18 protein-coding genes and 1 pseudogene are annotated in these 20,422 nt (G+C 65.2%); 6 read left to right on the top strand and 13 right to left on the bottom strand.

The genetic code is table 11. From position 1 onward, the window contains the following. Positions 1 to 4: 4 nt before the first annotated feature. Together OKW44_RS26005 and icmF are read left to right on the top strand one after the other, a co-directional pair. Positions 5 to 937, top strand: a complete 933-nt coding sequence (locus tag OKW44_RS26005; RefSeq protein WP_018419218.1) for a LysR family transcriptional regulator — start codon at positions 5 to 7, stop codon at positions 935 to 937. A 118-nt stretch (positions 938 to 1,055) separates the two neighbouring features. Then, on the top strand, positions 1,056 to 4,436 hold the full coding sequence (icmF, locus tag OKW44_RS26000) for a fused isobutyryl-CoA mutase/GTPase IcmF (RefSeq protein WP_018419219.1): 3,381 nt from the start codon (positions 1,056 to 1,058) through the stop codon (positions 4,434 to 4,436). 38 nt (positions 4,437 to 4,474) lie between these two features. On the opposite strand, the gene OKW44_RS25995 is transcribed toward icmF, so the two are convergent. After that, the gene (locus OKW44_RS25995; protein WP_018419220.1) at positions 4,475 to 5,434 is read right to left on the bottom strand and encodes an NAD(P)H-dependent flavin oxidoreductase; all 960 of its coding nucleotides are present in this window, start codon (positions 5,432 to 5,434) and stop codon (positions 4,475 to 4,477) included. 316 nt (positions 5,435 to 5,750) lie between these two features. Between OKW44_RS25995 and OKW44_RS25990 the strand changes: the two genes are divergently transcribed. Next, positions 5,751 to 6,641 carry an alpha/beta fold hydrolase gene (locus OKW44_RS25990; RefSeq protein WP_018419221.1) on the top strand — a complete coding sequence of 297 codons (891 nt, stop codon included), beginning with the start codon at positions 5,751 to 5,753 and terminating at the stop codon, positions 6,639 to 6,641. Between the two features lie 49 nt (positions 6,642 to 6,690). On the opposite strand, the gene OKW44_RS25985 is transcribed toward OKW44_RS25990, so the two are convergent. Next, positions 6,691 to 7,161 (bottom strand): Lrp/AsnC family transcriptional regulator, encoded by a 471-nt coding sequence (locus OKW44_RS25985; protein ID WP_018419222.1) that lies wholly within the window; start codon positions 7,159 to 7,161, stop codon positions 6,691 to 6,693. Positions 7,162 to 7,272: 111 nt separating this feature from the next. On the opposite strand from OKW44_RS25985, the gene OKW44_RS25980 reads away from it, so the two are divergent. Beyond that, entirely contained in the window at positions 7,273 to 8,211 is a 939-nt protein-coding gene (locus tag OKW44_RS25980; RefSeq protein ID WP_018419223.1) for a DMT family transporter, read from the top strand. 290 nt (positions 8,212 to 8,501) lie between these two features. Here OKW44_RS25980 and OKW44_RS25975 read toward each other — a convergent pair whose 3' ends face one another. From OKW44_RS25975 to OKW44_RS25950, 6 genes are all read right to left on the bottom strand, one after another. Continuing rightward, positions 8,502 to 9,419 (bottom strand): MBL fold metallo-hydrolase, encoded by a 918-nt coding sequence (locus OKW44_RS25975; RefSeq protein ID WP_018419224.1) that lies wholly within the window; start codon positions 9,417 to 9,419, stop codon positions 8,502 to 8,504. Beyond that, the gene (locus OKW44_RS25970; RefSeq protein ID WP_018419225.1) at positions 9,416 to 9,889 is read right to left on the bottom strand and encodes a MaoC family dehydratase; all 474 of its coding nucleotides are present in this window, start codon (positions 9,887 to 9,889) and stop codon (positions 9,416 to 9,418) included. The genes OKW44_RS25975 and OKW44_RS25970 overlap by 4 nt, the downstream gene beginning before the upstream one ends. Further along, positions 9,886 to 10,131, bottom strand: a complete 246-nt coding sequence (locus OKW44_RS25965; protein WP_018419226.1) for a DUF1289 domain-containing protein — start codon at positions 10,129 to 10,131, stop codon at positions 9,886 to 9,888. The genes OKW44_RS25970 and OKW44_RS25965 overlap by 4 nt, the downstream gene beginning before the upstream one ends. Before the next feature lie 5 nt (positions 10,132 to 10,136). Continuing rightward, positions 10,137 to 10,658, bottom strand: coding sequence for a YbaK/EbsC family protein (locus OKW44_RS25960; protein ID WP_018419227.1), 522 nt, complete (start codon positions 10,656 to 10,658; stop codon positions 10,137 to 10,139). Between the two features lie 34 nt (positions 10,659 to 10,692). Beyond that, complete coding sequence (locus OKW44_RS25955) at positions 10,693 to 11,619, bottom strand: hydroxymethylglutaryl-CoA lyase (protein WP_018419228.1); 927 nt, start codon at positions 11,617 to 11,619, stop codon at positions 10,693 to 10,695. A 116-nt stretch (positions 11,620 to 11,735) separates the two neighbouring features. Next, complete coding sequence (locus OKW44_RS25950; RefSeq protein WP_018419229.1) at positions 11,736 to 12,677, bottom strand: 2-hydroxyacid dehydrogenase; 942 nt, start codon at positions 12,675 to 12,677, stop codon at positions 11,736 to 11,738. Positions 12,678 to 12,993: 316 nt separating this feature from the next. Between OKW44_RS25950 and OKW44_RS25945 the strand changes: the two genes are divergently transcribed. Then, a complete protein-coding gene (locus OKW44_RS25945; protein ID WP_018419230.1) occupies positions 12,994 to 13,596 on the top strand; it encodes an RBBP9/YdeN family alpha/beta hydrolase in 603 nt (200 codons plus the stop codon). 3 nt (positions 13,597 to 13,599) lie between these two features. Then, positions 13,600 to 13,842, top strand: a pseudogene (locus tag OKW44_RS25940) (sulfate ABC transporter substrate-binding protein); the annotation flags it as partial. Between the two features lie 103 nt (positions 13,843 to 13,945). Here OKW44_RS25940 and bioB read toward each other — a convergent pair. The 5 genes from bioB to OKW44_RS25915 form a co-directional block, all read right to left on the bottom strand. After that, complete coding sequence (gene bioB / locus OKW44_RS25935; protein ID WP_018419231.1) at positions 13,946 to 15,046, bottom strand: biotin synthase BioB; 1,101 nt, start codon at positions 15,044 to 15,046, stop codon at positions 13,946 to 13,948. Between the two features lie 51 nt (positions 15,047 to 15,097). After that, the gene (gene bioD / locus OKW44_RS25930) at positions 15,098 to 15,838 is read right to left on the bottom strand and encodes a dethiobiotin synthase (RefSeq protein WP_018419232.1); all 741 of its coding nucleotides are present in this window, start codon (positions 15,836 to 15,838) and stop codon (positions 15,098 to 15,100) included. Next, entirely contained in the window at positions 15,835 to 17,019 is a 1,185-nt protein-coding gene (gene bioF / locus OKW44_RS25925) for an 8-amino-7-oxononanoate synthase (RefSeq protein WP_018419233.1), read from the bottom strand. The genes bioD and bioF overlap by 4 nt, the downstream gene beginning before the upstream one ends. Next, on the bottom strand, positions 17,019 to 18,380 hold the full coding sequence (bioA, locus tag OKW44_RS25920) for an adenosylmethionine--8-amino-7-oxononanoate transaminase (RefSeq protein WP_018419234.1): 1,362 nt from the start codon (positions 18,378 to 18,380) through the stop codon (positions 17,019 to 17,021). Before bioA ends, bioF begins: the two co-directional genes overlap by 1 nt. 340 nt (positions 18,381 to 18,720) lie before the next feature. Beyond that, on the bottom strand, positions 18,721 to 20,028 hold the full coding sequence (locus OKW44_RS25915; protein ID WP_018419235.1) for a dienelactone hydrolase family protein: 1,308 nt from the start codon (positions 20,026 to 20,028) through the stop codon (positions 18,721 to 18,723). Between the last annotated feature and the right edge of the window lie 394 nt (positions 20,029 to 20,422).

The following is a 20,422-nucleotide window of genomic DNA, read 5'->3' as shown; positions in this document are numbered from 1 at the left end:
TGAGATGGACACCCTCGTCAGCATGAAAGTGTTTCGCCACGTGGTCGAAGCCGGCAGTTTCGTCGGCGCGGCGGAGAAGATGGAGATGTCGGCGGCGATGGCGAGCAAGCATGTGATGCATCTGGAGCAGCAGCTCGGCGCGCGGCTCCTGAACCGCACCACGCGCCGCGTCGCGCCGACCGAGGCAGGCCGCGAGTACTACGAGCGGCTGAGTCAGGCGCTCACCGAGCTCGACGAAGCCGGCCAGGCGGTCGGCGCGGCAAGCGTCGTGCCGCACGGGCGGCTGCGGGTGTCGTCGCTGTCGGCGTTCGGCCTGAATCACGTGATGGCCGCGGTCGCGGACTACGCCGCGCAGTACCCGCAGGTCACCGTCGATATGACACTGTCCGACCGCGTCGTCGAGCTGATTGACGAGGGCTTCGACGTCGCGATCCGCGCGTCGCCTGGCGGGCTCAAGTCGTCGTCGCTGATCGCGCGGCAGATCGCGACCGCGCATCTGGTGCTGTGCGCATCGCCCGCCTATCTGCGCAAGCATGGCACGCCGAAGAGCGTCGCCGATCTCGCGCGCCACAACTATCTGCAGTACGCGGGCGTATCGGCGCTCGAAGTCGCGACCGGCGACGCGGGCTCGCGTGTGCGCCTGTCGGGCAACCTGATCGTCAATCAGCTCGAGGCGCAGCGCGTGGTCGTGCTGCATGGCGCGGGCATCGCGATGCTGGGCACCGAGGTGATCGGCAGCGATCTCGCCGAAGGGCGGCTCGTGCCGCTGCTCGTCGACCAGGTGCCGCCGCGGGAGCTGCCGATCCACGTCGTCTACACGAGCCGACGGCATCTATCGGCCAAGGTGCGCTCATTCGTCGATTTTCTGGCGGCGCGGTTCGCAAGCGAATCGCTGTGGCCGTCGCTCGACGAGATCAAGGCGTTGGCGGTGCGGTAGCGTTTCGCGAAGCACCGAACCTACGTCGCCAATCGCCCGCCCCGCGCCCCGGCGCCGTGTTACCCCATTTCTATATACTGACTGTGAACACCCGTCAGTCAAATGATCTGGGGGAGACATGACCGATCTGTCCACGCCGCAGCGTGCCGGCAGCCACGAGCTGCCCGCGGGCCGGCGCTTGCGCTTCGTCACCGCCGCCGCGCTGTTCGACGGCCACGACGCGTCGATCAACATCATGCGGCGCATCCTGCAGGCAAGCGGCGTCGAGGTGATCCACCTCGGCCACAACCGCTCCGTCGCCGAAGTCGCGACTGCCGCGCTCAACGAGGACGCCGACGGCGTCGCCGTGTCGAGCTATCAGGGCGGCCACAACGAATACTTCCGCTACCTGGTGGATTTGCTGCGTGCAAGCGGCGGCGAGCGCATCAAGGTATTCGGCGGCGGCGGGGGCGTGATCGTCCCCGAGGAAATTGCCGCGCTCGAACGCGACGGCGTCGAAAAAATCTACTCGCCGCACGACGGTCAGCGGCTCGGTCTGCAAGGCATGATCGATGACATGATCGCCCGCTGCGTCGAAGGGGCGCGCGCGGCCGACGCGGCGCGGCCGACGCCGGTGCGCGAATGGCTCGCCGAGCTGGCCGCGCGGCCATTGCCGCGTTGCGGTGAGGCCCATGCTCCGCACGCTGGCACTGCTCCTGGCTCGCACCCCGCCGATCCCGCCGCGCCGATCTTCCGCCGCCTCGCGCAACTGATCAGCGCGTTCGAAACGAACAGCGTCGACGCCGCCGCGCGCGACCAGCTAGCGACGCTCGCGCAAGCGCCACGCATCCCGGTGCTGGGCATCACCGGCACCGGCGGCGCGGGCAAGTCGTCGCTGACCGACGAGCTGATCCGCCGTTTCCGGCTCGATTACGGCGACACGCTGAACATCGCCGTGCTCGCGATCGATCCGTCGCGCCGAAAATCCGGCGGCGCGCTGCTTGGCGACCGCATCCGCATGAATGCGATCGGCGATTGGGGCGGCGGCGCCCGCATCTATATGCGCTCGATGGCGACGCGTGAGGCATCGACCGAACTCTCCGATTCGCTACCCGCCGCGCTGATGCTGTGCAAGGTGGCGGGCTTCGATCTGATCGTCGTCGAGACTTCGGGGATCGGTCAGGGCGATGCGGCGATCGTGCCGTTCGTCGACGAATCGCTGTACGTGATGACGCCGGAGTTCGGCGCCGCGAGCCAGCTAGAGAAGATCGACATGCTCGACTTCGCGAGCTTCGTCGCGATCAACAAGTTCGATCGCAAGGGTGCGCAGGATGCGCTGCGCGACGTCGCGAAGCAGGTGCAGCGCAATCGCGGGGACTTCGCGACATCGCCCGACGCGATGCCAGTGTTCGGCACGATCGCGTCGCGCTTCAACGACGACGGTGTGACCGCGCTGTACCGGCGCATCGCTAATGGGCTGCGCACGCATGGCCTGCGCGAGGGCGGCGCACGGCTCGGCGCGACCGAAGGCCTGCGCTTTTCGAGCAACCTGCATGCGATCGTGCCGCCCGCGCGCGTGCGCTATCTGGCCGACATCGCGCAGACGGTACGCGGCTATCGAGCGCGGGCCGACGCGCAGGCGCAAATCGCGCGGGAACGCTGGCAGATCGTCGAGACGCGCCGCATGCTCGGCGAGGCGGGCAGCGACGGCTCGTCGCTCGATGCGCTGATCGACCAACGCGGCGCCGCGCTCGGCGAGCGCGAACGCAAGCTGCTCGACGCGTGGCCGCAAACGGTGGCCGCCTATGCGGGCGACGAACATGTGGTGCGCATCCGCGAGCGCGAAATCCGCACCGCGCTGACGGTCACGACGCTGTCCGGCTCCGAAATCCGCAAAGTGTCGCTGCCGAAATTCGTCGATCACGGCGAGATCCTGCGCTGGCTGATGCTCGACAATCTGCCCGGCTATTTCCCATTCACCGCTGGCGTGTTTCCGTTTCGTCGCGAGAACGAGGACCCGACGCGCATGTTCGCGGGCGAGGGCGATCCGCAGCGCACGAATCGTCGCTTCAAGTTGCTGTCGGAAGGCATGCCGGCCAAACGGCTATCCACCGCGTTCGACTCGGTGACGCTTTACGGTGAGGAGCCGCACGAGCGCCCGGACATCTACGGCAAGGTCGGCAATTCGGGTGTGTCGGTCGCGACGCTCGACGACATGAAGACGCTGTATGACGGCTTCGATCTGTGCTCGCCGGATACGTCGGTCTCGATGACGATCAACGGCCCCGCGCCGACGATCCTCGCGATGTTCTTCAACGTCGCGATCGACCAGCAGATCGCGCTGGGCGAGCAACAGCAAGGCTGCCCGTTGACCGAAGCCGAACTCGCCGCAACGCGCCGCGCCGCGCTCGAAAACGTGCGCGGCACCGTGCAGGCCGACATCCTGAAAGAAGACCAGGGGCAGAACACCTGCATCTTCTCGACCGAATTCAGCCTGAAGGTGATGGGTGACATTCAGGCGTATTTCGTCGAACACGGCGTGCGCAATTTCTATTCGGTGTCGATTTCCGGCTATCACATCGCCGAGGCCGGCGCGAACCCCATCTCGCAGCTCGCGTACACGCTCGCGAACGGCTTCACCTACGTCGAGGCGTATCTCGCGCGCGGCATGTCGATCGACGACTTCGCGCCGAATCTGTCGTTCTTCTTCTCGAACGGTATGGACCCGGAATACACGGTGCTCGGCCGCGTCGCGCGACGCATCTGGGCGGTCGCGATGCGCGAGCGCTATGGCGCGAACGAGCGCAGTCAGAAGCTCAAGTATCACGTGCAGACGTCGGGCCGCAGCCTGCACGCGCAGGAGATCGATTTCAACGACATCCGCACGACGCTGCAGGCGCTGATCGCGATCTACGACAACTGCAACTCGCTGCACACCAATGCGTTCGACGAAGCGATCACGACGCCGACCGAGGAATCGGTGCGCCGCGCAGTTGCGATCCAGCTGATCATCAATCGCGAATGGGGGCTCGCGAAGAACCAGAATCCGAATCAGGGCAGCTTCGTGATCGACGAATTGACCGATCTGGTCGAGGAAGCGGTGCTAGCCGAATTCGAGCGGCTGACAGAGCGCGGCGGCGTGCTCGGCGCGATGGAAACCGGCTATCAGCGCGGACGGATTCAGGACGAGTCGATGCTGTACGAGCATCGCAAGCATGACGGCTCGTATCCGATCGTCGGCGTGAACACGTTCCTGAGCGCGCATCCGCATGAAGCGCCGCGGCCGCTGGTGCTCGCGCGTTCCACCGACGCGGAGAAGCAGAGTCAACTGCGGCGGTTGCGCGACTTCCAGACGCGCCACCGCGAGGCCGCGCCCGAGGCGCTCGAACGCCTGAAGCGCGCGGTGATCGACGACGGCAACGTGTTCGCGGTGCTGATGGACGTGGTGCGCGTGTGTTCGCTCGGGCAGATCACCCACGCGCTGTTCGAGGTGGGTGGGCAGTATCGGCGGAATATGTAGGCCGCGAGCGGGCGCCCCGGCCCGCTCCGTTCTTCACCTCAGCGCGCGATGCCGAGCCGCGCCTTCGCGTCGTCGTATTCGTTCTTCAGACGCCGCACGAGTTCGGCGACGTCCGGCACGTCGTCCATCAGGCCGACGCCCTGGCCCGCGCCCCAGATGTCCTTCCACGCCTTCGCCTTGTCGCCGCCGAAGTTCATCCTGGTCTTGTCCGATTCGGGCAGCGCGTCGGGATCGAGGCCCGCGTTCGTAATGCTCTCGCGGATGTAGTTGCCGTGCACGCCGGTGAACAGATTCGTGTAGATGATGTCCGACGCCTTCGCATTGATGATCGCCTGCTTGTAGCTGTCGACCGCGTGCGCTTCTTTGGTGGCGATGAAGCGCGTGCCCATGTACGCGAGGTCCGCGCCCATCGCCTGCGCGGCGAGAATCGAGCCGCCGTTGGCGATCGAGCCCGACAGCACGATCGGGCCGTCGAAAATGCGCCGCACCTCGCCGACCAGCGCGAACGGCGAGGTGGTGCCAGCGTGGCCGCCCGCGCCCGATGCGACCAGAATCAGCCCGTCGACGCCGGCTTCCAGCGCCTTCTGCGCATGACGCAGATTGATCACGTCGTGCAGCACGATGCCGCCGTAGCTATGCACCGCATCGACGATCTCGCGTGCCGGCGCGCGCAGGCTGGTGATGAAGATCGGCACCTTGTGCTCGACGCAGACGCGCACGTCATGCTCGAGCCGCGCATTCGACTGATGAACGATCTGATTGACCGCGATCGGGCCGATCACCGCATCCGGGTTCGCGGCCTTGTGCCCGGCGAGTTGCGCCTGGATCTGCGTCAGCCATTCGTCGAGCAGCTCGGCCGGACGCGCGTTGAGAGCAGGGAACGAGCCGACGATACCGGCCTTGCACTGCGCCAGCACGAGTTCGGGATAGCTGACGATGAACATCGGCGAAGCGACGACGGGCAGCGCGAGGTTTTGCAGAACGGCGGGCAATGCCATGGTGCGAGTCTCCAGGTGGGGCCAACCGGTGCGACGTGCGCCCGGCGAATAGATGAATGAGTTTAGCGGCACACGGCTTGCGGCGGGTTGACCGGCGAATGCGTGTGGCAATCGAACGAAACCGGCGTCCGAAGTCGCGGCAAACATTTAAGAACGGTCGTTCGATTATAGGCGAAGCGGGCGACCCACCCACGGTAGGCCCGTTTGGAACGGTTCGAAGGAGTATTCAGGTTCCATGTCTGCGTGGGATATCCCACCTCGCACGGACCTGTTGGCCTTCTACAATGCACGGACCTCAAACGATCAACGAGACGTCATGGCCTTCGAAAATTTCACGTCTTTTCGCGTCGCCGTGGGCGATGTCGACATTTTCGGAGTGAAGGGCGGTGCCGGGCCGCCTCTGCTTCTGCTGCACGGCCATCCGCAATCGCATCTGATCTGGGAACGCTGCGCCGCGCCGCTCGCGCAGCACTTCACGGTGATCGCAACCGATCTGCGCGGCTATGGCGCGTCGGGCAAACCGCCGAGCGATGCCGCGCACGCACCGTATTCGAAACGCGTGATGGCCGCCGACCAGGTCGCGGTGATGCGCCACTTCGGCTTCGAGCGCTTCCTCGTCTGTGCGCACGATCGCGGCGCGCGCGTCGCGCACCGGATGGCGCTCGATCATGCCGAGGCGGTCGAGCGTTTGATGCTGCTCGATATCGCGCCGACACTCGCGATGTACGAAGCCACCGACCGCGCGTTCGCAACGCACTACTTCCACTGGTTCTTCCTGATCCAGCCCGAGCCGCTGCCCGAAACGTTGATCGGCGCAAATCCGGCCGCCTATGTCGACGCGGTGATGGGCGGACGTCACGCGGGTCTCGCACCGTTCGATCCCACCGCGCTCGACGCGTATCGGGCGGCGCTCGCCCAACCGGGTGCGGTGCACGCGATGTGCGAGGACTATCGCGCGTCGGCGAGCATCGACCTCGAACATGATCGCGCCGATATCGAGCGCGGCAACAAGATCGGCTGTCCGCTGCGGGTGCTGTGGGGCGACAAGGGAGTGATCGAAAAATGCTTCGATGCGCTCGACGAATGGCGGCATGTCGCGCGCGACGTGAGCGGCCGCGCGCTATCGTGCGGGCACTATCTGCCCGAGGAAGCGCCGGACGAACTGGTCGCCGAGATGCTGTCGTTTTTCGAGACGCTCGAACAATAAGCGCCGGGCTGCTTCGCGCGACCTTCGTTTGACCTGCGATGGACCTTCGTTAGCCGAGTGGCGGCAGCCGTCGCGCGACCGGCGTCGACTTGACGATCGCCGTGCTGGTCTCCGCGCGCTCGGTCACTTTCGACAGGATCTCGTCGAGCTGCTCGATCGAATGCAGGTACAGGCGGCAGATGAAACAGTCGTCGCCAGTCACCTTGTCGCATTCGACGAACTCCGGAATGCGCCGGATCACTTCCTCCACCAGATGCAGCTGCCCGGGCAGCGGCTTCACGCGCACTATCGCCTGCAGCGTGAAGCCGAGCGCGCGCGGATCGATCTGCACGGTGAAGCGCTCGATCACGCCCTGCGCTTCGAGCCGCCGCACCCGTTCGGCCGTGCTGGGCGCCGATAAGCCGACGACGCGCGCGAGTTCGCTGACCGGCTGGCGCGCGTCCTGCGCGAGCGCGGCGAGCAGTGCGCGGTCGGTGTCGTCGAGTGCGACCGCGCCGATCGATGCAAAGCGTTTGCTCACGAGGCCTTCGTTTATGAGGTGAAAATGCGGTAACGCTTAAGTTTAGCCATGTATTGGCGCGGGTGGATTAATTACACTGCCAGTTATGCAGTCACAATCCGGGATCGAATCATGGCTTCAAACAACGCTTCCGTCACGACCTCGAGCAGTTCGCCCAGCGACATCCGCCGTGGCGCGGCGGAGATGAGCATCGCGATGCTGATGTCGGGCACGATCGGCTGGCTCGTCGTATCGTCGCAGCAAAGCCCCTTCAATGTGGTGTTTTTCCGCTGCATTTTCGGCGGCGCGACGCTCGCGCTCGTGTGTGCCGTACTCGGCCTGTTCCGCCGCGAGCAGTTTTCGTGGAAGATGCTCGGCCTCGCGTTGCTCGGCGGCGCGGCGATCGTCGTGAACTGGGTATTGCTGTTCGCCGCGTATTCACGCGCGTCGATTTCGATGGCGACGGCCGTCTACAACACGCAGCCGTTCATGTTGGTCGGGCTCGGCGCGCTGGTGTTTCGCGAGCGCATCAGCGCATCGACGATCGCGTGGCTCGTGGTCGCGTTCGTCGGGCTCGTGTTCGTCGTGAAGGTCGAGCCGGCCGTGCTCGCGGTGCCGGGGCAGTATCTGGTCGGCGTCGCGTATGCGGTCGGCGCGGCGGCGATGTACGCGGTGTCGTCGATCATCACGAAGCGGTTGAAGGGCACGCCGCCGCATCTGCTCGCGCTGATCCAGGTATCGCTCGGCGTGCTGTTGCTCGCGCCGTTCGTACGCTTCGACGCGTTGCCGGCAAACGGCGCGCAGTGGCTCGAACTGATCGTGCTCGGCGTCGTCCATACCGGTCTCATGTACGTTCTGTTGTATGGCGCGATCCAGAAGCTGCCGACGTCGATGACAGGCGCGTTGTCGTTCATCTATCCGGTGGTCGCGATCATCGTCGACCGGCTTGCGTTCGGACAGACGCTCGCATGGATTCAGGTGCTCGGCGCCGCGCTGATTCTGCTGGCGGCGGCGGGCGTCAATCTCGGGTGGCGGATCGTGCCGCAGAGAAAGCGCTTATCGTCCACGTAATGCCGATTCGACACTCAATCGGATATTGCTACGGATTCCGGAATAACGCGCAAGCGTTCAAGCGCCTAACGCCGTTTGATGACAGATCATGTATGCATTCGTAAAACGTGGCGTCAAATTTCCGTAGGGAAATCACCGATGCGATGCAAAAACCCACACGCGTATCATTGGTAGCGACGCTGATCACGTCCAACAGATGTTCCGCCGCTCGCTTCGTCGAGCGGCTTTCTTTTTGTGTGAACGGGTTTGCGTTCCGGTGCGCTTTTCCGCCGCACGGGCCAATCACACGTTCAAGGCCGCGCGAGAATGCGCGTGCCGTCCACTTCGAGCGGTCCACCGTTCGCCGAGAGTTCCCCGATCATACCCTTCAGCAACGCTGGCCATTCGCCGCGCGGCTTCAGCATTGAGGCGGCGGCGCGCATCACGGCCGCGTCGTCGAGCATGCGAAAAAGCGTGTCCACGCTCATCTCGCGGACTTCGAGCAGCTTGAATACGATCAGCACCTTCAGCGCGTTCCTTGCGTTGCGCGCGGGATCGGCGCGCAACCAGGCGACGCGCGACATCGCGCGTTCGAGCGCCGCTTCGACATGCGTGAACGGCGCGCCGTGGCCTGGGATGACGACGCGCACGTCGAGCGTTGCGATCAGGTCGAGCACGGCTTGCTGCTCGGCGAAGCCGCTTTCGCCTTCGAGTTCGGGAAAGATCACACCGAAGCCGTTTTCCCATAGCGCGTCCGCGCTGATCAGCAAGCGCTCGTCCGCGCAATAGAGCATCAGCGAATGCGGATCGTGGCCGGGCGCGCCGAGCACCTGCCAGTCGAGCGCGCCCAGCCGCAAACGTGCGCCGGGTGCCAGCGTGCCGGTGAAGCCGAAGCGCTCGCAGGTTTGACCAGTCGCGCGAAAGCTGAGGCGAGTTTCGTCCCAGCCGCGCACGGCATCAGCTTCGGATGACGGAATCAACGTGCGGCAAGGCCACGTAGCCTGCAACAGCGCGTTGCCGCCGCAGTGATCCGAATGCAGATGCGTGTTGATGATCAGATCGAGCGGCCGCGCGCGCAACGCGTTGCGTACCAGCGCGACCGTCTGCGATGCGTGCGTCGCATAGCCGGTATCGACCAGCGCGGCGCACGCGTCGTCGATGAGCAGCACGTTGTTCGACGACAGCCAGCCGCGCTCGAACACCTGGATCGATGCGGGCAGCGCGATCATGGTGCGACCGTTCTCGCTTGCGCGTCCACGACCGCGTCGGGCTTCGGCATCACGAGGATCGTCGAGGTACCCGTCAACATCAGCTCGCCGCGCTGATTGACCACCGAACCTTCGAGATAGGTCAGATCGCCGTTCAGGCTCGGCTTCCAGTGAGCGTCGTGCACACGCCACGTGATCGTCAGGGTGTCGTGCGCCTGCACTGCCTTCTTCAGCTTGATATCGAATTCGAGGCCGAGCGGTTGCGCGTAAGTAGAGAAATGCGTGGCGAGCAGCGCCATGAAATACGCGGTGGGTTGCGTGCCCGATGCGATCAAGCCTCCAAAGCGGCTTTGCGCGGCATACGCTTCATCGTGATGCAACGGGTTCAGATCGACGACGAGCGTCGCGAACGATTTGATCGAATCCACCGACAACTCGAGCGTCGAACTGAACGTTTCACCGGGCGTCACGATGCGCGGCGCGGCGTTCATTGCTTCTCCTTCGTCGTCGATGTCGTGCGCAGCGCCATTAACGTCGCGTGGCGCACTTCGATCGCGTCCCACACCGCGCGCTTCGCGTCGTTGTCGAGCGTCGACCAGCCGGCGATTTCGTCGATCGTGCGCAGGCATCCTTCGCACCAGCCGGTCGATGCATCCATCCTGCACACGCTGATGCACGGCGACGGCACGCAACCGTCTTCGTCCCTGTCGTCGTAATCGTTGCTGCTCGCCATCGTGTTCAGGCCGGCTCGCGCAACGCGACATCGACGACCGGCGCACCTGTGAGCGAGATCAGCTCCTGCGCGGTCAGATTGAACACCGCGTGCGGATGACCGGCGGCCGCCCACAGGCTCTCCAGCTCGAGCAAATCCGCATCGATCAACGTGACAGGCTCGGTCGCGTGACCGACCGGGCACACGCCACCGATCGCATAGCCGGTCTTTTCGCGCACGAACTTCGCGTCCGCGCGGCCGATCTCGCCGACCTGCGCGGCCACTTTCTTTTCGTCGACGCGATTCGCGCCGCTCGCGATCACGAGCACCGGCGTGTCGTCTTCGCGGCGCCGGAACAGGATTGACTTCGCGATCTGCGCGACCGAGCAGCCGAGTCCGGCGGCCGCTTCGGCGGAAGTCTTGCCGGTTTCCGGCAGCATCACGATTCGCCCCGCGTGACCGCGTTCGCGCAGCAGCAGCGCGACGCGGCGTGCCGAGTCGGGCAGCGCGGCGAGATCGTCGGAGTCGAAGGACGCGAGGTCGTTCATCGTTGGGGATCCTGATCGAAAATGGATAGAGCGTTTATACGCAGGTATTCGCTTCGCTACGGGCCTTCGCGAGCAGCGCTTTACCGGCGCGCGACACGTTGGGCCGGCCGATCGCGGTCGAAATGAAGTCGCCGATTTCGACCACCTGGGCGAGGTCGATACCGGTCTCGATGCCGAGGCCGTTCATCAGATACAGCACGTCTTCGGTCGCGACGTTGCCGGTCGCGCCTTTCGCGTACGGGCAACCGCCGAGCCCCGCGACCGACGCGTGAAAAATCTCGACGCCTTCGAGCAGCGCCGCGTAGATGTTCGCGAGCGCCTGGCCATAGGTGTCGTGAAAGTGTCCCGACAGATGCTCGCGCGGAAACACTTCGGTCACGGCCTCGAACACTTCGCGGGTGCGCTTGGGCGTGCCGACGCCGATCGTGTCGGCGATATCGATCTCGTCGCAGCCGAGCGCCGCGAAGCGCTTGACGACGTCGACGACCGACGCGACCGGCACTTCGCCCTGGTACGGGCAGCCGAGCGCGCACGACACGCTGCCGCGAATCCGCAGCTTATGTTGTTTCGCCGCCGCGGCGACTGGCGCGAATCGCTCGATGCTCTCCGCGATGCTGCAGTTGATGTTCTTCTGCGAGAACGCCTCGCTCGCCGCGCCGAAGATGACGATCTCGTCGGCGCGCGCGGCGAGCGCGCCTTCGAAACCGCGCAGGTTCGGCGTCAGCACCGAGTAAATCGTGCCGTCGCGGCGCTCGATGCCGGCCATCAGGTCTGCGCCGTCGGCCATCTGCGGCACCCATTTCGGCGACACGAAAGACGCTGCCTCGACGTTGCGGAAGCCCGCCGCCGACAGACGGTTGATCAGCTCGATCTTGGTCGCGGTCGGCACGAATTCCTTCTCGTTCTGCAGCCCGTCGCGCGGACCCACTTCGACGATTTTCACTTGCTTCGGTAAGGCCATGATGTGTCTCCGATCCGATGCGGTTTTATCGCTGTCCCATCCGGGATGGGTGCTGCCGCGTTGCTGCAGTTCAATTCAACCCGCACGCCTGCGACGCGTGCGGGCGCGGGTTTCACTCAGTAGCCGCGTTCCAGTTGCACTGCGCCGCTCACCTGCTCACCGCGCATCATCGCGCCGATCTTGTCCGCGACCTGCGCGACGCTGTCCTCGCGCAACGTCAGCGCCGACGTGTGCGGCGTGATCGTGATGCGCGGCTCGCGCCAGAAAGGATGATCGGCGGGCAGCGGTTCCTCGCGGAACACGTCGAGCGTCGCGGCGGCGAGCTGGCCGCTCGCGAGCGCAGCGAGCAGATCCGCTTCGACGAGATGCGCGCCGCGCGCGACGTTGATCAGATATGCGCCGCGCGCGAGCTTCGCGAAGACTCGCGCATTCAGCACGCTTTCCGTGTCGGGTGTATGCGGTAGCAGATTGACGAGCACCTTCGCGCCGTCGAGGAAGCTATCGAATTGCGCGTCGCCGGCGAACGTCGCGATGCCATCGATCTGCTTCTCGCCGCGACTATAACCGCGCACCGGCAGGCCGAACGAAGCGAGCGTTTGCGCGACCTGTGTGCCGAGCACGCCGAGGCCGAGCACAGCCACCGTGAACGTTGCGCGCGGATGCGGCTCGAGCACTTTCCAGCGGCGCTCGCCTTGCAGCACCTGATATTCGTCGAAGCGGCGCAGATAGCGCAGCACCGCATGCGTCACGTACTCGGCCATCTGCGCGCCCATGCCGGTATCTTCGAGGCGAATCAACGGCACCTCGGGCGGCAACGTGCCTGGATGCGCGCGTTCGAGCGCGAGAATCGCATCGACGCCAGCGCCGAGATTGAAGATCGCGCGCAGCGTATTGCGTCCGGCCAGCATCTCGCGCGGCGGACGCCAGACCACCGCGAAATCGGCTGGGCCGGTGTCGCCGGGCTTCCATTCGCGCAGCTCGGCGGCGGGCAGAGCGCGCGCAAAGTCGTGCAGCCACGCGGCGGCTTCGGTGTGCGGTGCGTAGAAGAGTATTTTCATGCGGTCCGGAATCCGTCGGCGTCGATGTGGGCATGAGCGGGACGGACCCGGAGCGCGCGACGGCAATCGGACGACGCGTGCGGGATGGGGGTCTCCTCCCGGTATGAATAGGCTTCATTCTACTTTTTCGACGCGAATCGCGCGCGTTTGCGCACGCACGTGCGCTTCGAGATGGATGCCGTGGTGGGCGTCGAGTTCGCGCGTACCCGCGCATTTCTTCGTTTGCCCGATAACGAAAGCACAAAAACTTGGTTCATCGATACGCGACCGGGCGGGACAATGCTTGCCTGGATTCCTTGCGCAGCGAGGCACGCACATGCTTTCATGCACCCGGTCGAGCTGGCCGCCACGGCTCGTCACCGTTCCCGGCTTGCACGGCAGCGAAGGCGCGCATTGGCAAACATGGCTGGAGCGGCAGTTCGCGCGCTCGTTGCGCGTCGAGCAGGCCAACTGGGACGCGCCCGATCTCGCGCGATGGGCAAAGTCGTTGTGCGATCTGCTCGCGCGCGAACGCGGTCCGTTCGTGCTGGCTGCGCATAGCTTTGGCTGCCTCGCGACCGCGCATGCGTTGCAGCAGGGCGCGCTTGCCAGCGACGTGGTCGGCGTGCTGTTCGTCGCGCCCGCGAGTCCGCGCAGGTTCGAATTCGCGGGACCGTTCGACGCGCGACGTCTGGGCGTGCCGTCGATTTTGATCGGCAGCGAAACCGATCCGTGGATGACGCTCGCCGACGCGCGCGATCTCGCGCAGCGTTTCGGCAGCGCGTTCGTCAATCTCGGCGATGCGGGGCATATCAACACGGCTGCGGGGTTCGGTCCGTGGCCGCGCGCGAAGTATTTTGTCGAAACGCTCGTGCATTGCGCGGCGCCGCTGCGCTTTCGCGAAGAGGCGATCGAAACCGCACAGCATGCGCCCGTGTGAGCGGTGTCGATCGTCGATAAGGTCGTCGACAAGCGTGGCACGCGCAAGCAAGCGCAGGCGTATCTCGACTATCTGTGGTCGCCGGCCGCGCAGGAGATCATCGCTCAGCATCATCTGCTTCCGCGCGACAAGAACGTGCTTGCGAAGCACGCGGCCGAGTTCAAGCCGATCAGGACGTTCACGGTGGAGGAGATGTTCGGCAACTGGCAAAAGGCGCAGGACACGCACTTCTCCGATGGGGGGACGCCGGGTTTTGCGTCAAAGAAAAGGCTGCCTCGCAAAACGAGGCAGCCTTTTCTATTCGCACACGCCTGGCGCATGCGACATATCGACGAAACAGTTCCGCGACTCAATTCGCCACGCTGTGATCCCCATGCCCATGCGCACACCCATGCTCGCCCCCACTCTGCTCGACCGGCATCTGCTGCGCAGCCTCAGCGCGAATCCCCAGGCGCGCGAGCAGCTTGCGATCCGCTTCCGCCTGCGGGTTGCTCGTGGTCAGCAACTGATCGCCGTAGAAAATCGAATTCGCGCCCGCGAGGAAGCACATTGCCTGCAACGCCTCGTCCATCTGCTCGCGGCCGGCTGACAGACGCACCATCGCGCGCGGCATCGTGATGCGCGCAATCGCGATCGTGCGCACGAATTCGAACGGATCGATCGCTTCGGTCCCGGTCAGCGGCGTGCCTTGCACCTGCACCAGATTGTTGATCGGCACCGATTCCGGATACGGCTCCATGTTCGCGAGCTGCGCGATCAGCCCCGCGCGTTCGCGGCGCGATTCGCCCATACCGACGATGCCGCCGCAGCACACGTTGATGCCCGCGTCGCGCACGCGTTCGAGCGTGTCGAGCCGATCCTGATACGTGCGCGTCGAAATGATCTGGCCGTAGAACTCCGGCGACGTATCGAGATTGTGGTTGTAGTAGTCGAGGCCCGCATCGCGCAGCGCCTGTGCCTGGTGCGTTTCGAGCATGCCGAGCGTCACGCAGGTTTCGAGGCCCATCGCCTTCACGCCGCGGATCATGTCCTTGATCGGCTCCAGGTGGCGGTCCTTCGGATTGCGCCACGCGGCGCCCATGCAAAAGCGCGTCGCGCCGTTCTGCTTTGCGACCTGCGCGGCGGCGAGCACTTCGTCGACCGGCATCAGCTTGTCGGCCACGAGACCCGTGTCGTGATGCACCGATTGCGGACAGTATGCGCAATCCTCCTCGCAGCCGCCGGTCTTGATCGACAGCAGCGTCGACAGTTGCACCGCATTGGCGTCGAAATGCTCGCGATGCGTTTGCTGCGCGCGAAACAGCAGGTCGTTGAACGGCAGTTCGTACAACGCGACGATATCGGCGACGCGCCAGCGCGCGAGCGGCTTCGCTTCAGTGGCGGCTGCGGTCGGATTGCTGTTGGCGGCGCTCGGTTCGGCGGTGCCCGCTGCGATATTCAGTTGTGTCATGTGATCGATCCTCGTAAACGGATGAATTTGGGTTCGGCGCTGCGGGCAGCGCTATGCCGCGCGCAATTGGCGCAGCGTTTGCAGAAGCCGTCGAATGTCGAGCTGTTGCGCTGCGAGCTCCGGCGACGGTGGGCTGATATGCGGCACGACGCCGAGCAACGGCGCGTCGTACGCTTGCGCAAGATGCGCGCGAATCGACGCGATGTTTTCGTCGGGAAAGGTCATGTCCGGGTCGATGCGATTCGCGACCCAGCCCGCGAGCGTTAGACCGCGCGCGGCGATCGCTTCGGCAGTCAGCAGCGCGTGGCTGATGCAGCCCAGCCGCATGCCGACCACCAGCACCACCGGCAGCTTCAGCGCGACGGCGAGATCGGCGGTGTCCTGCGTCGCGGTCAACGGCACACGAAAACCGCCGACACCTTCGACCACGACGACCTCGGCGAGCTTCAGCGCTTGGCTGTGGCACGCGACGATGTGCTCGAGATCGAACGAGACGTTTTCCAACGCGGCCGCGATGTGCGGCGCGGCCGGTTCCTTCAGCAGATACGGCGTGCGCATGGCGGCCGGCAGCAGCACGCTCGACGCGGCGTCGAGCTGATCCGCGTCCTCGTTGTGCAGTACGCCGTTCACTTCGAACGCGCCCGCCGCGATCGGCTTCATCGCTGCTGCCCGCAGCCCTTCGCGCACGAAGCCGCGCAATAGCGCCGACGACACGAAGGTCTTGCCGATTTCCGTATCGGTGCCGGTGACGAACAGCGACAGCGCGCCGTCATCGTTATTCAAGTTGCTCATGCCGCGCGCGCTCCGACTTGTTGCAGGCCGGCCTCGAGCCGGTCGAGATCCGCATGCGAGTGCGCGGCGGACAGCGAGATGCGCAGACGCGACGTGCCGGTCGGCACGGTCGGCGGACGGATCGCGGGCACCCACAGCCCCGCGCGATCGAGGGACGCGGCGATGTCGAGCGTCGCATCGTTCGCGCCGATGATCAGCGGTTGCACGGCCGTATGCGAATCGACGGGCAGCCACGGCGTCGCCTTCAGCATCGCGCGCGTGCGTTCGATCAGTTGCTGGAGATGCGCGCGGCGCGCATCGCCTTCCTCGCCACCGATGATGCGCAGACTCGCCGACACCGCATGCGCGGCCGCCGGCACCGACGCGGTCGTGAAGATATACGGACGCGCACGCTGCACGAGCCATTCGATCACGGTCGCATGAGCGACGACGAACGCGCCGGAGACACCCGCCGCCTTGCCCAGCGTGCCGATCGAGATCAGATGCGGCGAGCGCAGCGCGGCCTGCGCGATCGCGCCACGGCCTTGCGGACCGAGCACGCCGAAGCCGTGCGCATCGTCGACGATCAGCCATGCGCCGTGCCGCTCGGCGAGTTCGAGCAAACGCGGCAGCGGCGCGATGTCGCCGTCCATGCTGAACACCGTGTCGGACACGATCACCTTGACATCCGCCTCCGACGCTTCGAGCATCGCGCTCAATGCATCCACGTCGCAGTGCGGATAGATCTGCACGTCCGCGCGCGACAGCCGCGCGCCGTCGATCAGCGAAGCGTGATTGAGCGCATCGGAGAACAGCGTCGTGCCGCGGCCCGCGAGCGCGGTCAGCGTCGCGAGATTCGCCATATAGCCGGTGCTGAAATACAACGCGCGGGCATCGTCGAGAAAGCCGCCGGCAAATTCGGCGAGATGGTCTTCGAGTTGCGCATGCGCACGCGAATGACCGCCGAGCAGATGCGAGCCGCCGCTGCCCGCACCATACAGGCGCGCGCCTTCGGCGATCGCGTCGATCAATTGCGGATGCGCGGCAAGGCCCAGATAGTCGTTGCTCGCGAAGCCGATGATTTCACGGCCGTCGACCGTCATGTGCGCGGCGCATGGTGTGTCTGCGGTGCGCCGGCGTCGGCGCAGGCCGCGCGCGTCGATTTCCTTCAGGCCTTCGGCGAGTGTGTCGAGCAGATGCATCAGCGGGCCTCCGCGAGCGTGGCGTCGAAGGTGTCGCGCGTGCGCGTGGCGAGCAGCGCGAGTTCTTCGTCGTCGAGGATGTACGGCGGCATCAGGTACACGGTGGTGCCGATCGGGCGCAACAACAGCTCGCGTTGCAGCGCGTTTTCGAAGAAGCGGCGCGAGAACGTTTTGGCTTGCTGAGGATCGTCGATCACTGCGTCGAACGCGAAGATCGTGCCGCGCTGACGCAGATTGCGCACCTGCGCGTGCTCGGTGAGCGGCGCGAGCGCGGCCGCGAGGGTCGCCGATTTGCGCGCGTTGGCGGCGAGCACGTCGTCGCTCGTGAACAGATCGAGCGTCGCGAGCGCGGCGCGGCACGCGAGCGGATTGCCGGTGTACGAGTGCGAGTGCAGGAAGCCGCGCGCGGTGTCGTCGTGATAGAAGGCCGCGAAGATCTCGTCGCGCGACAGCACGATCGACAGCGGCAGATAGCCGCCGCTGATGCCTTTCGACAGACACAGGAAGTCCGGCCACACGCCCGCCTGTTCGCACGCGAAGAACGTGCCGGTGCGGCCGCAGCCGACCGCGATTTCGTCGGCGATCAGATGCACGGCGTACTGGTCGCATAACGCGCGCAATCCGGCGACGTACGACGCGTCGTGCATTGCCATGCCGGCCGCGCATTGCACGAGCGGCTCGACAATCAGTGCGGCGATGCGGTTCGCGCGCGCCTCGAACAGCGCGCGCACATTGTCGAGCGCGCGGCGCGCGACGTCGGCGGCGGTTTCGCCCGCTTGCGCGAGCCGCGCATCGGGCGACGCGACGACGTGGGCGTGACGAATCAGCGGGTCGTATGCGTCCTTGAACAGCGCGACGTCGGTCACGCCGAGCGCGCCGATCGTCTCGCCATGATAGCTGTTGGCGATGCAGACGAATTCCTGCTTGTCGGCGTAGCCCTGGTTGCGCCAGCTGTGAAAGCTCATCTTCAGCGCGATCTCGACCGCCGACGCGCCATCCGACGCGAAGAATGCGTGGCCGAGCGTGTTGCCGGTCAACGCGTGCAGACGTTCCGCGAGTTCGACGGCGGGCTCGTGCGTGCAGCCGGCGAGCATCGCGTGTTCGAGCGTATCGAGCTGATCTTTCAGCGCCGCGTTGATGCGCGGGTTCGCGTGACCGAACAGATTGACCCACCACGAACTGATCGCGTCGAGATAGCGATGACCGGCGCGATCGTACAGCCACGCGCCTTGACCGCGCGCGATGGGGATCAACGGCAGGCGTTCGTGGTGCTTCATCTGCGTGCACGGATGCCACACCGCGCGCAGGCTGCGGACGACCCAGTCGTCAGGGGCGACCGGGGGGACTGCTGACTTTTCCAAAGAGGTACTCCAAGGTGCTTTTTTGCCACGCACGCAAGCCTCGGCGAGTGCGCGGGGTCGAGATTAGCGGTTTATTTGGTCGCGCGCATCAACCGCGAAATGCTCGTTTTTCGCGGTGGCATCGAGGTTTAGCATCGTTCGATGCAGCTGGTTTGATTTCGTGAGGGAAGCTCGCCAATCGACGGAGATAGCGACGTCAAAGTAATGGGCTGTTACTGGCCAGAATGTGGGGTGACGAGGTGTTTTTTGCGGGGGAACGGAGCGCACAAGAAAAAGCCCGCCGATACGGCGGGCTTGCGGCATATCAGAATCAGGCGCGATTCACGCCTCTATTCGTACTTCACTCCCGGCTCGCAATCGCTTTCCGGCCGTTGGCATCGGCATCACCCGCATCCGCCGTCTGCGAGTTCTGATTGCCCCACACGACCGCGTTATCGACCGCATACAACCGGCACGGATCGGAGCTCTGCTTCTGGCAATTCGTCACCGCCACCGACATCGGATTGTCGCCGCCCTCGGCCCACGACCACGCGCCCGAGTCAGACACCGCGAACGCGCGGCTCGGATACTGATGCAGGAAGTTGCGATAGCCATTGCGGCCCTCGTTGTCGAGGTACGGCACCGAGTCGACCGCGTCGAGCGCGGCGAATCCGGTTGCCTTCGGCGCGGCCGGATCGGCGACATGATACTGCACGGCAGTCGGCATACCGGCGCGCGCGAGGAACGCTTCGACGGCCGGCCACCATACGTGCACGCCGTCGCGGTCGCCGACCAGCCGATGCGCGTCGTTCTTGTAGTGGCCGAAGTCGACCATCTTCACGCTGGCGCCGTGTGCGCCGTACGCGGCGTACATGCCCGCGACGAGCGGCGCGTTCCACACCGAATCGTTATCGCCATAGAGCCACAGCGACGGCACCGCAGTCTTTTCGCCGTACGCGCCGAATGCGCGCGTCAGATTGCCTTGCCAGTCTTCGCAGGCGTCCTGGCGCAGACCGCCCGAGAAATTGATCAGCGCGCGCACGCCAGGCGCCGCTTCGGTGCCGTATGCGATCGTCGCAAGACCGCCATGCGAGGTGCCGGCCACCGCGATGTGCGTCGCGTCGACATAAGGTTGCTTCGACATGTAATCGATCGTCGCTGCGATGTCGCTGGCCTGGCCAAGGCCGTTGCGCTCGACGTCGCAGCCGTCCTGCTCGTAGACGCCGTCCGAGTGACCGAAGCCCTGGCGGTTCGGCGCGACGACCACGTAGCCGCGGCGCACGAATTCGCGCGCGAACGCCAGCGGGTCGCTGCGTTCCTGCGTACGCGGGTCGCCCGGAATCTTGCCGTGGTTGAAGACGATCATCGGGAACGGGCCGGGGCCGTCCGGCTTGTAGATCGTGGTTTCAAGCGTGACCGTGCCGGTGGCGTCGACCGGCACGCGGATGATCTTTTCGTTCAGGTGAGCGGTGGGCAGGTAGACGTCGTCGTCCAGAGCGATGCGCGGCACGCGGGCGCGCGACAGCGGTCCCTGGATGTCGCTCGACGGCGTCGCGTTATGTGCGGAATGGGACGAGTAGGCGAGCGGATCGGCGTGCGCGATCGTGACAGCACACGTGGCCGCGGCGCAGATCGCCGCACACTTCGTCAGAACTTTGCTCAACACCATTGACGCACCTGCTTTAAAGACCTGTCCTGAACTCCGTGCTGTCCGGTTGCGCAAAACGCTGCTGACATTCAGCTTTCGTTCGCGATTTCGACACAAACAGACTCACTCGCGAACGTTGCGGGAAGCACACGCACGCAAATCGAGATCACACGGGATGAACCCAACGGCCGACGCGACCCCACGCGCCGAGGATGAACGTCACCTGATGCTGCCGGAGTCCGCGCGGCTCGCGTTCGATTAGCGGCCGGTCAGCCTTCCTTTGCATGTTGCGGAGCCGGTATGACCCGCTCTCGCAATGTGACGTCATGAAACTACGGACTCATCCTGGCACGACAATTTTGTTTTGTGCAATCAAGGAGAACCCGTGACGAAAAAATTGCTGCATGTGCGAACG

This window comes from Paraburkholderia lebeckiae, assembly GCF_050436325.1.
GTDB classification, from domain to species: Bacteria; Pseudomonadota; Gammaproteobacteria; order Burkholderiales; family Burkholderiaceae; genus Paraburkholderia; species Paraburkholderia tuberum.
Note: the sequence above shows the minus strand (reverse complement) of the source record. Positions and strands in the feature narration are given on the sequence as shown.

Bases quoted from the DNA above. Each gene is read 5' to 3' on its own strand.
- OKW44_RS25980 (WP_018419223.1), top strand. From the start codon at position 7,273: ATGGCTTCAAACAACGCTTCCGTCACGACCTCGAGCAGTTCGCCCAGC.
- OKW44_RS25960 (WP_018419227.1), bottom strand. From the start codon at position 10,658: ATGAACGACCTCGCGTCCTTCGACTCCGACGATCTCGCCGCGCTGCCC.
- OKW44_RS25955 (WP_018419228.1), bottom strand. From the start codon at position 11,619: ATGGCCTTACCGAAGCAAGTGAAAATCGTCGAAGTGGGTCCGCGCGAC.
- OKW44_RS25990 (WP_018419221.1), top strand. From the start codon at position 5,751: ATGGCCTTCGAAAATTTCACGTCTTTTCGCGTCGCCGTGGGCGATGTC.
- icmF (WP_018419219.1), top strand. From the start codon at position 1,056: ATGACCGATCTGTCCACGCCGCAGCGTGCCGGCAGCCACGAGCTGCCC.
- OKW44_RS25970 (WP_018419225.1), bottom strand. From the start codon at position 9,889: ATGAACGCCGCGCCGCGCATCGTGACGCCCGGTGAAACGTTCAGTTCG.
- OKW44_RS25915 (WP_018419235.1), bottom strand. From the start codon at position 20,028: ATGGTGTTGAGCAAAGTTCTGACGAAGTGTGCGGCGATCTGCGCCGCG.
- bioD (WP_018419232.1), bottom strand. From the start codon at position 15,838: ATGAGCAACTTGAATAACGATGACGGCGCGCTGTCGCTGTTCGTCACC.
- bioF (WP_018419233.1), bottom strand. From the start codon at position 17,019: ATGCATCTGCTCGACACACTCGCCGAAGGCCTGAAGGAAATCGACGCG.
- OKW44_RS25950 (WP_018419229.1), bottom strand. From the start codon at position 12,677: ATGAAAATACTCTTCTACGCACCGCACACCGAAGCCGCCGCGTGGCTG.
- OKW44_RS25965 (WP_018419226.1), bottom strand. From the start codon at position 10,131: ATGGCGAGCAGCAACGATTACGACGACAGGGACGAAGACGGTTGCGTG.
- OKW44_RS25975 (WP_018419224.1), bottom strand. From the start codon at position 9,419: ATGATCGCGCTGCCCGCATCGATCCAGGTGTTCGAGCGCGGCTGGCTG.
- OKW44_RS26005 (WP_018419218.1), top strand. From the start codon at position 5: ATGGACACCCTCGTCAGCATGAAAGTGTTTCGCCACGTGGTCGAAGCC.
- OKW44_RS25945 (WP_018419230.1), top strand. From the start codon at position 12,994: ATGCTTTCATGCACCCGGTCGAGCTGGCCGCCACGGCTCGTCACCGTT.
- bioB (WP_018419231.1), bottom strand. From the start codon at position 15,046: ATGACACAACTGAATATCGCAGCGGGCACCGCCGAACCGAGCGCCGCC.
- OKW44_RS25995 (WP_018419220.1), bottom strand. From the start codon at position 5,434: ATGGCATTGCCCGCCGTTCTGCAAAACCTCGCGCTGCCCGTCGTCGCT.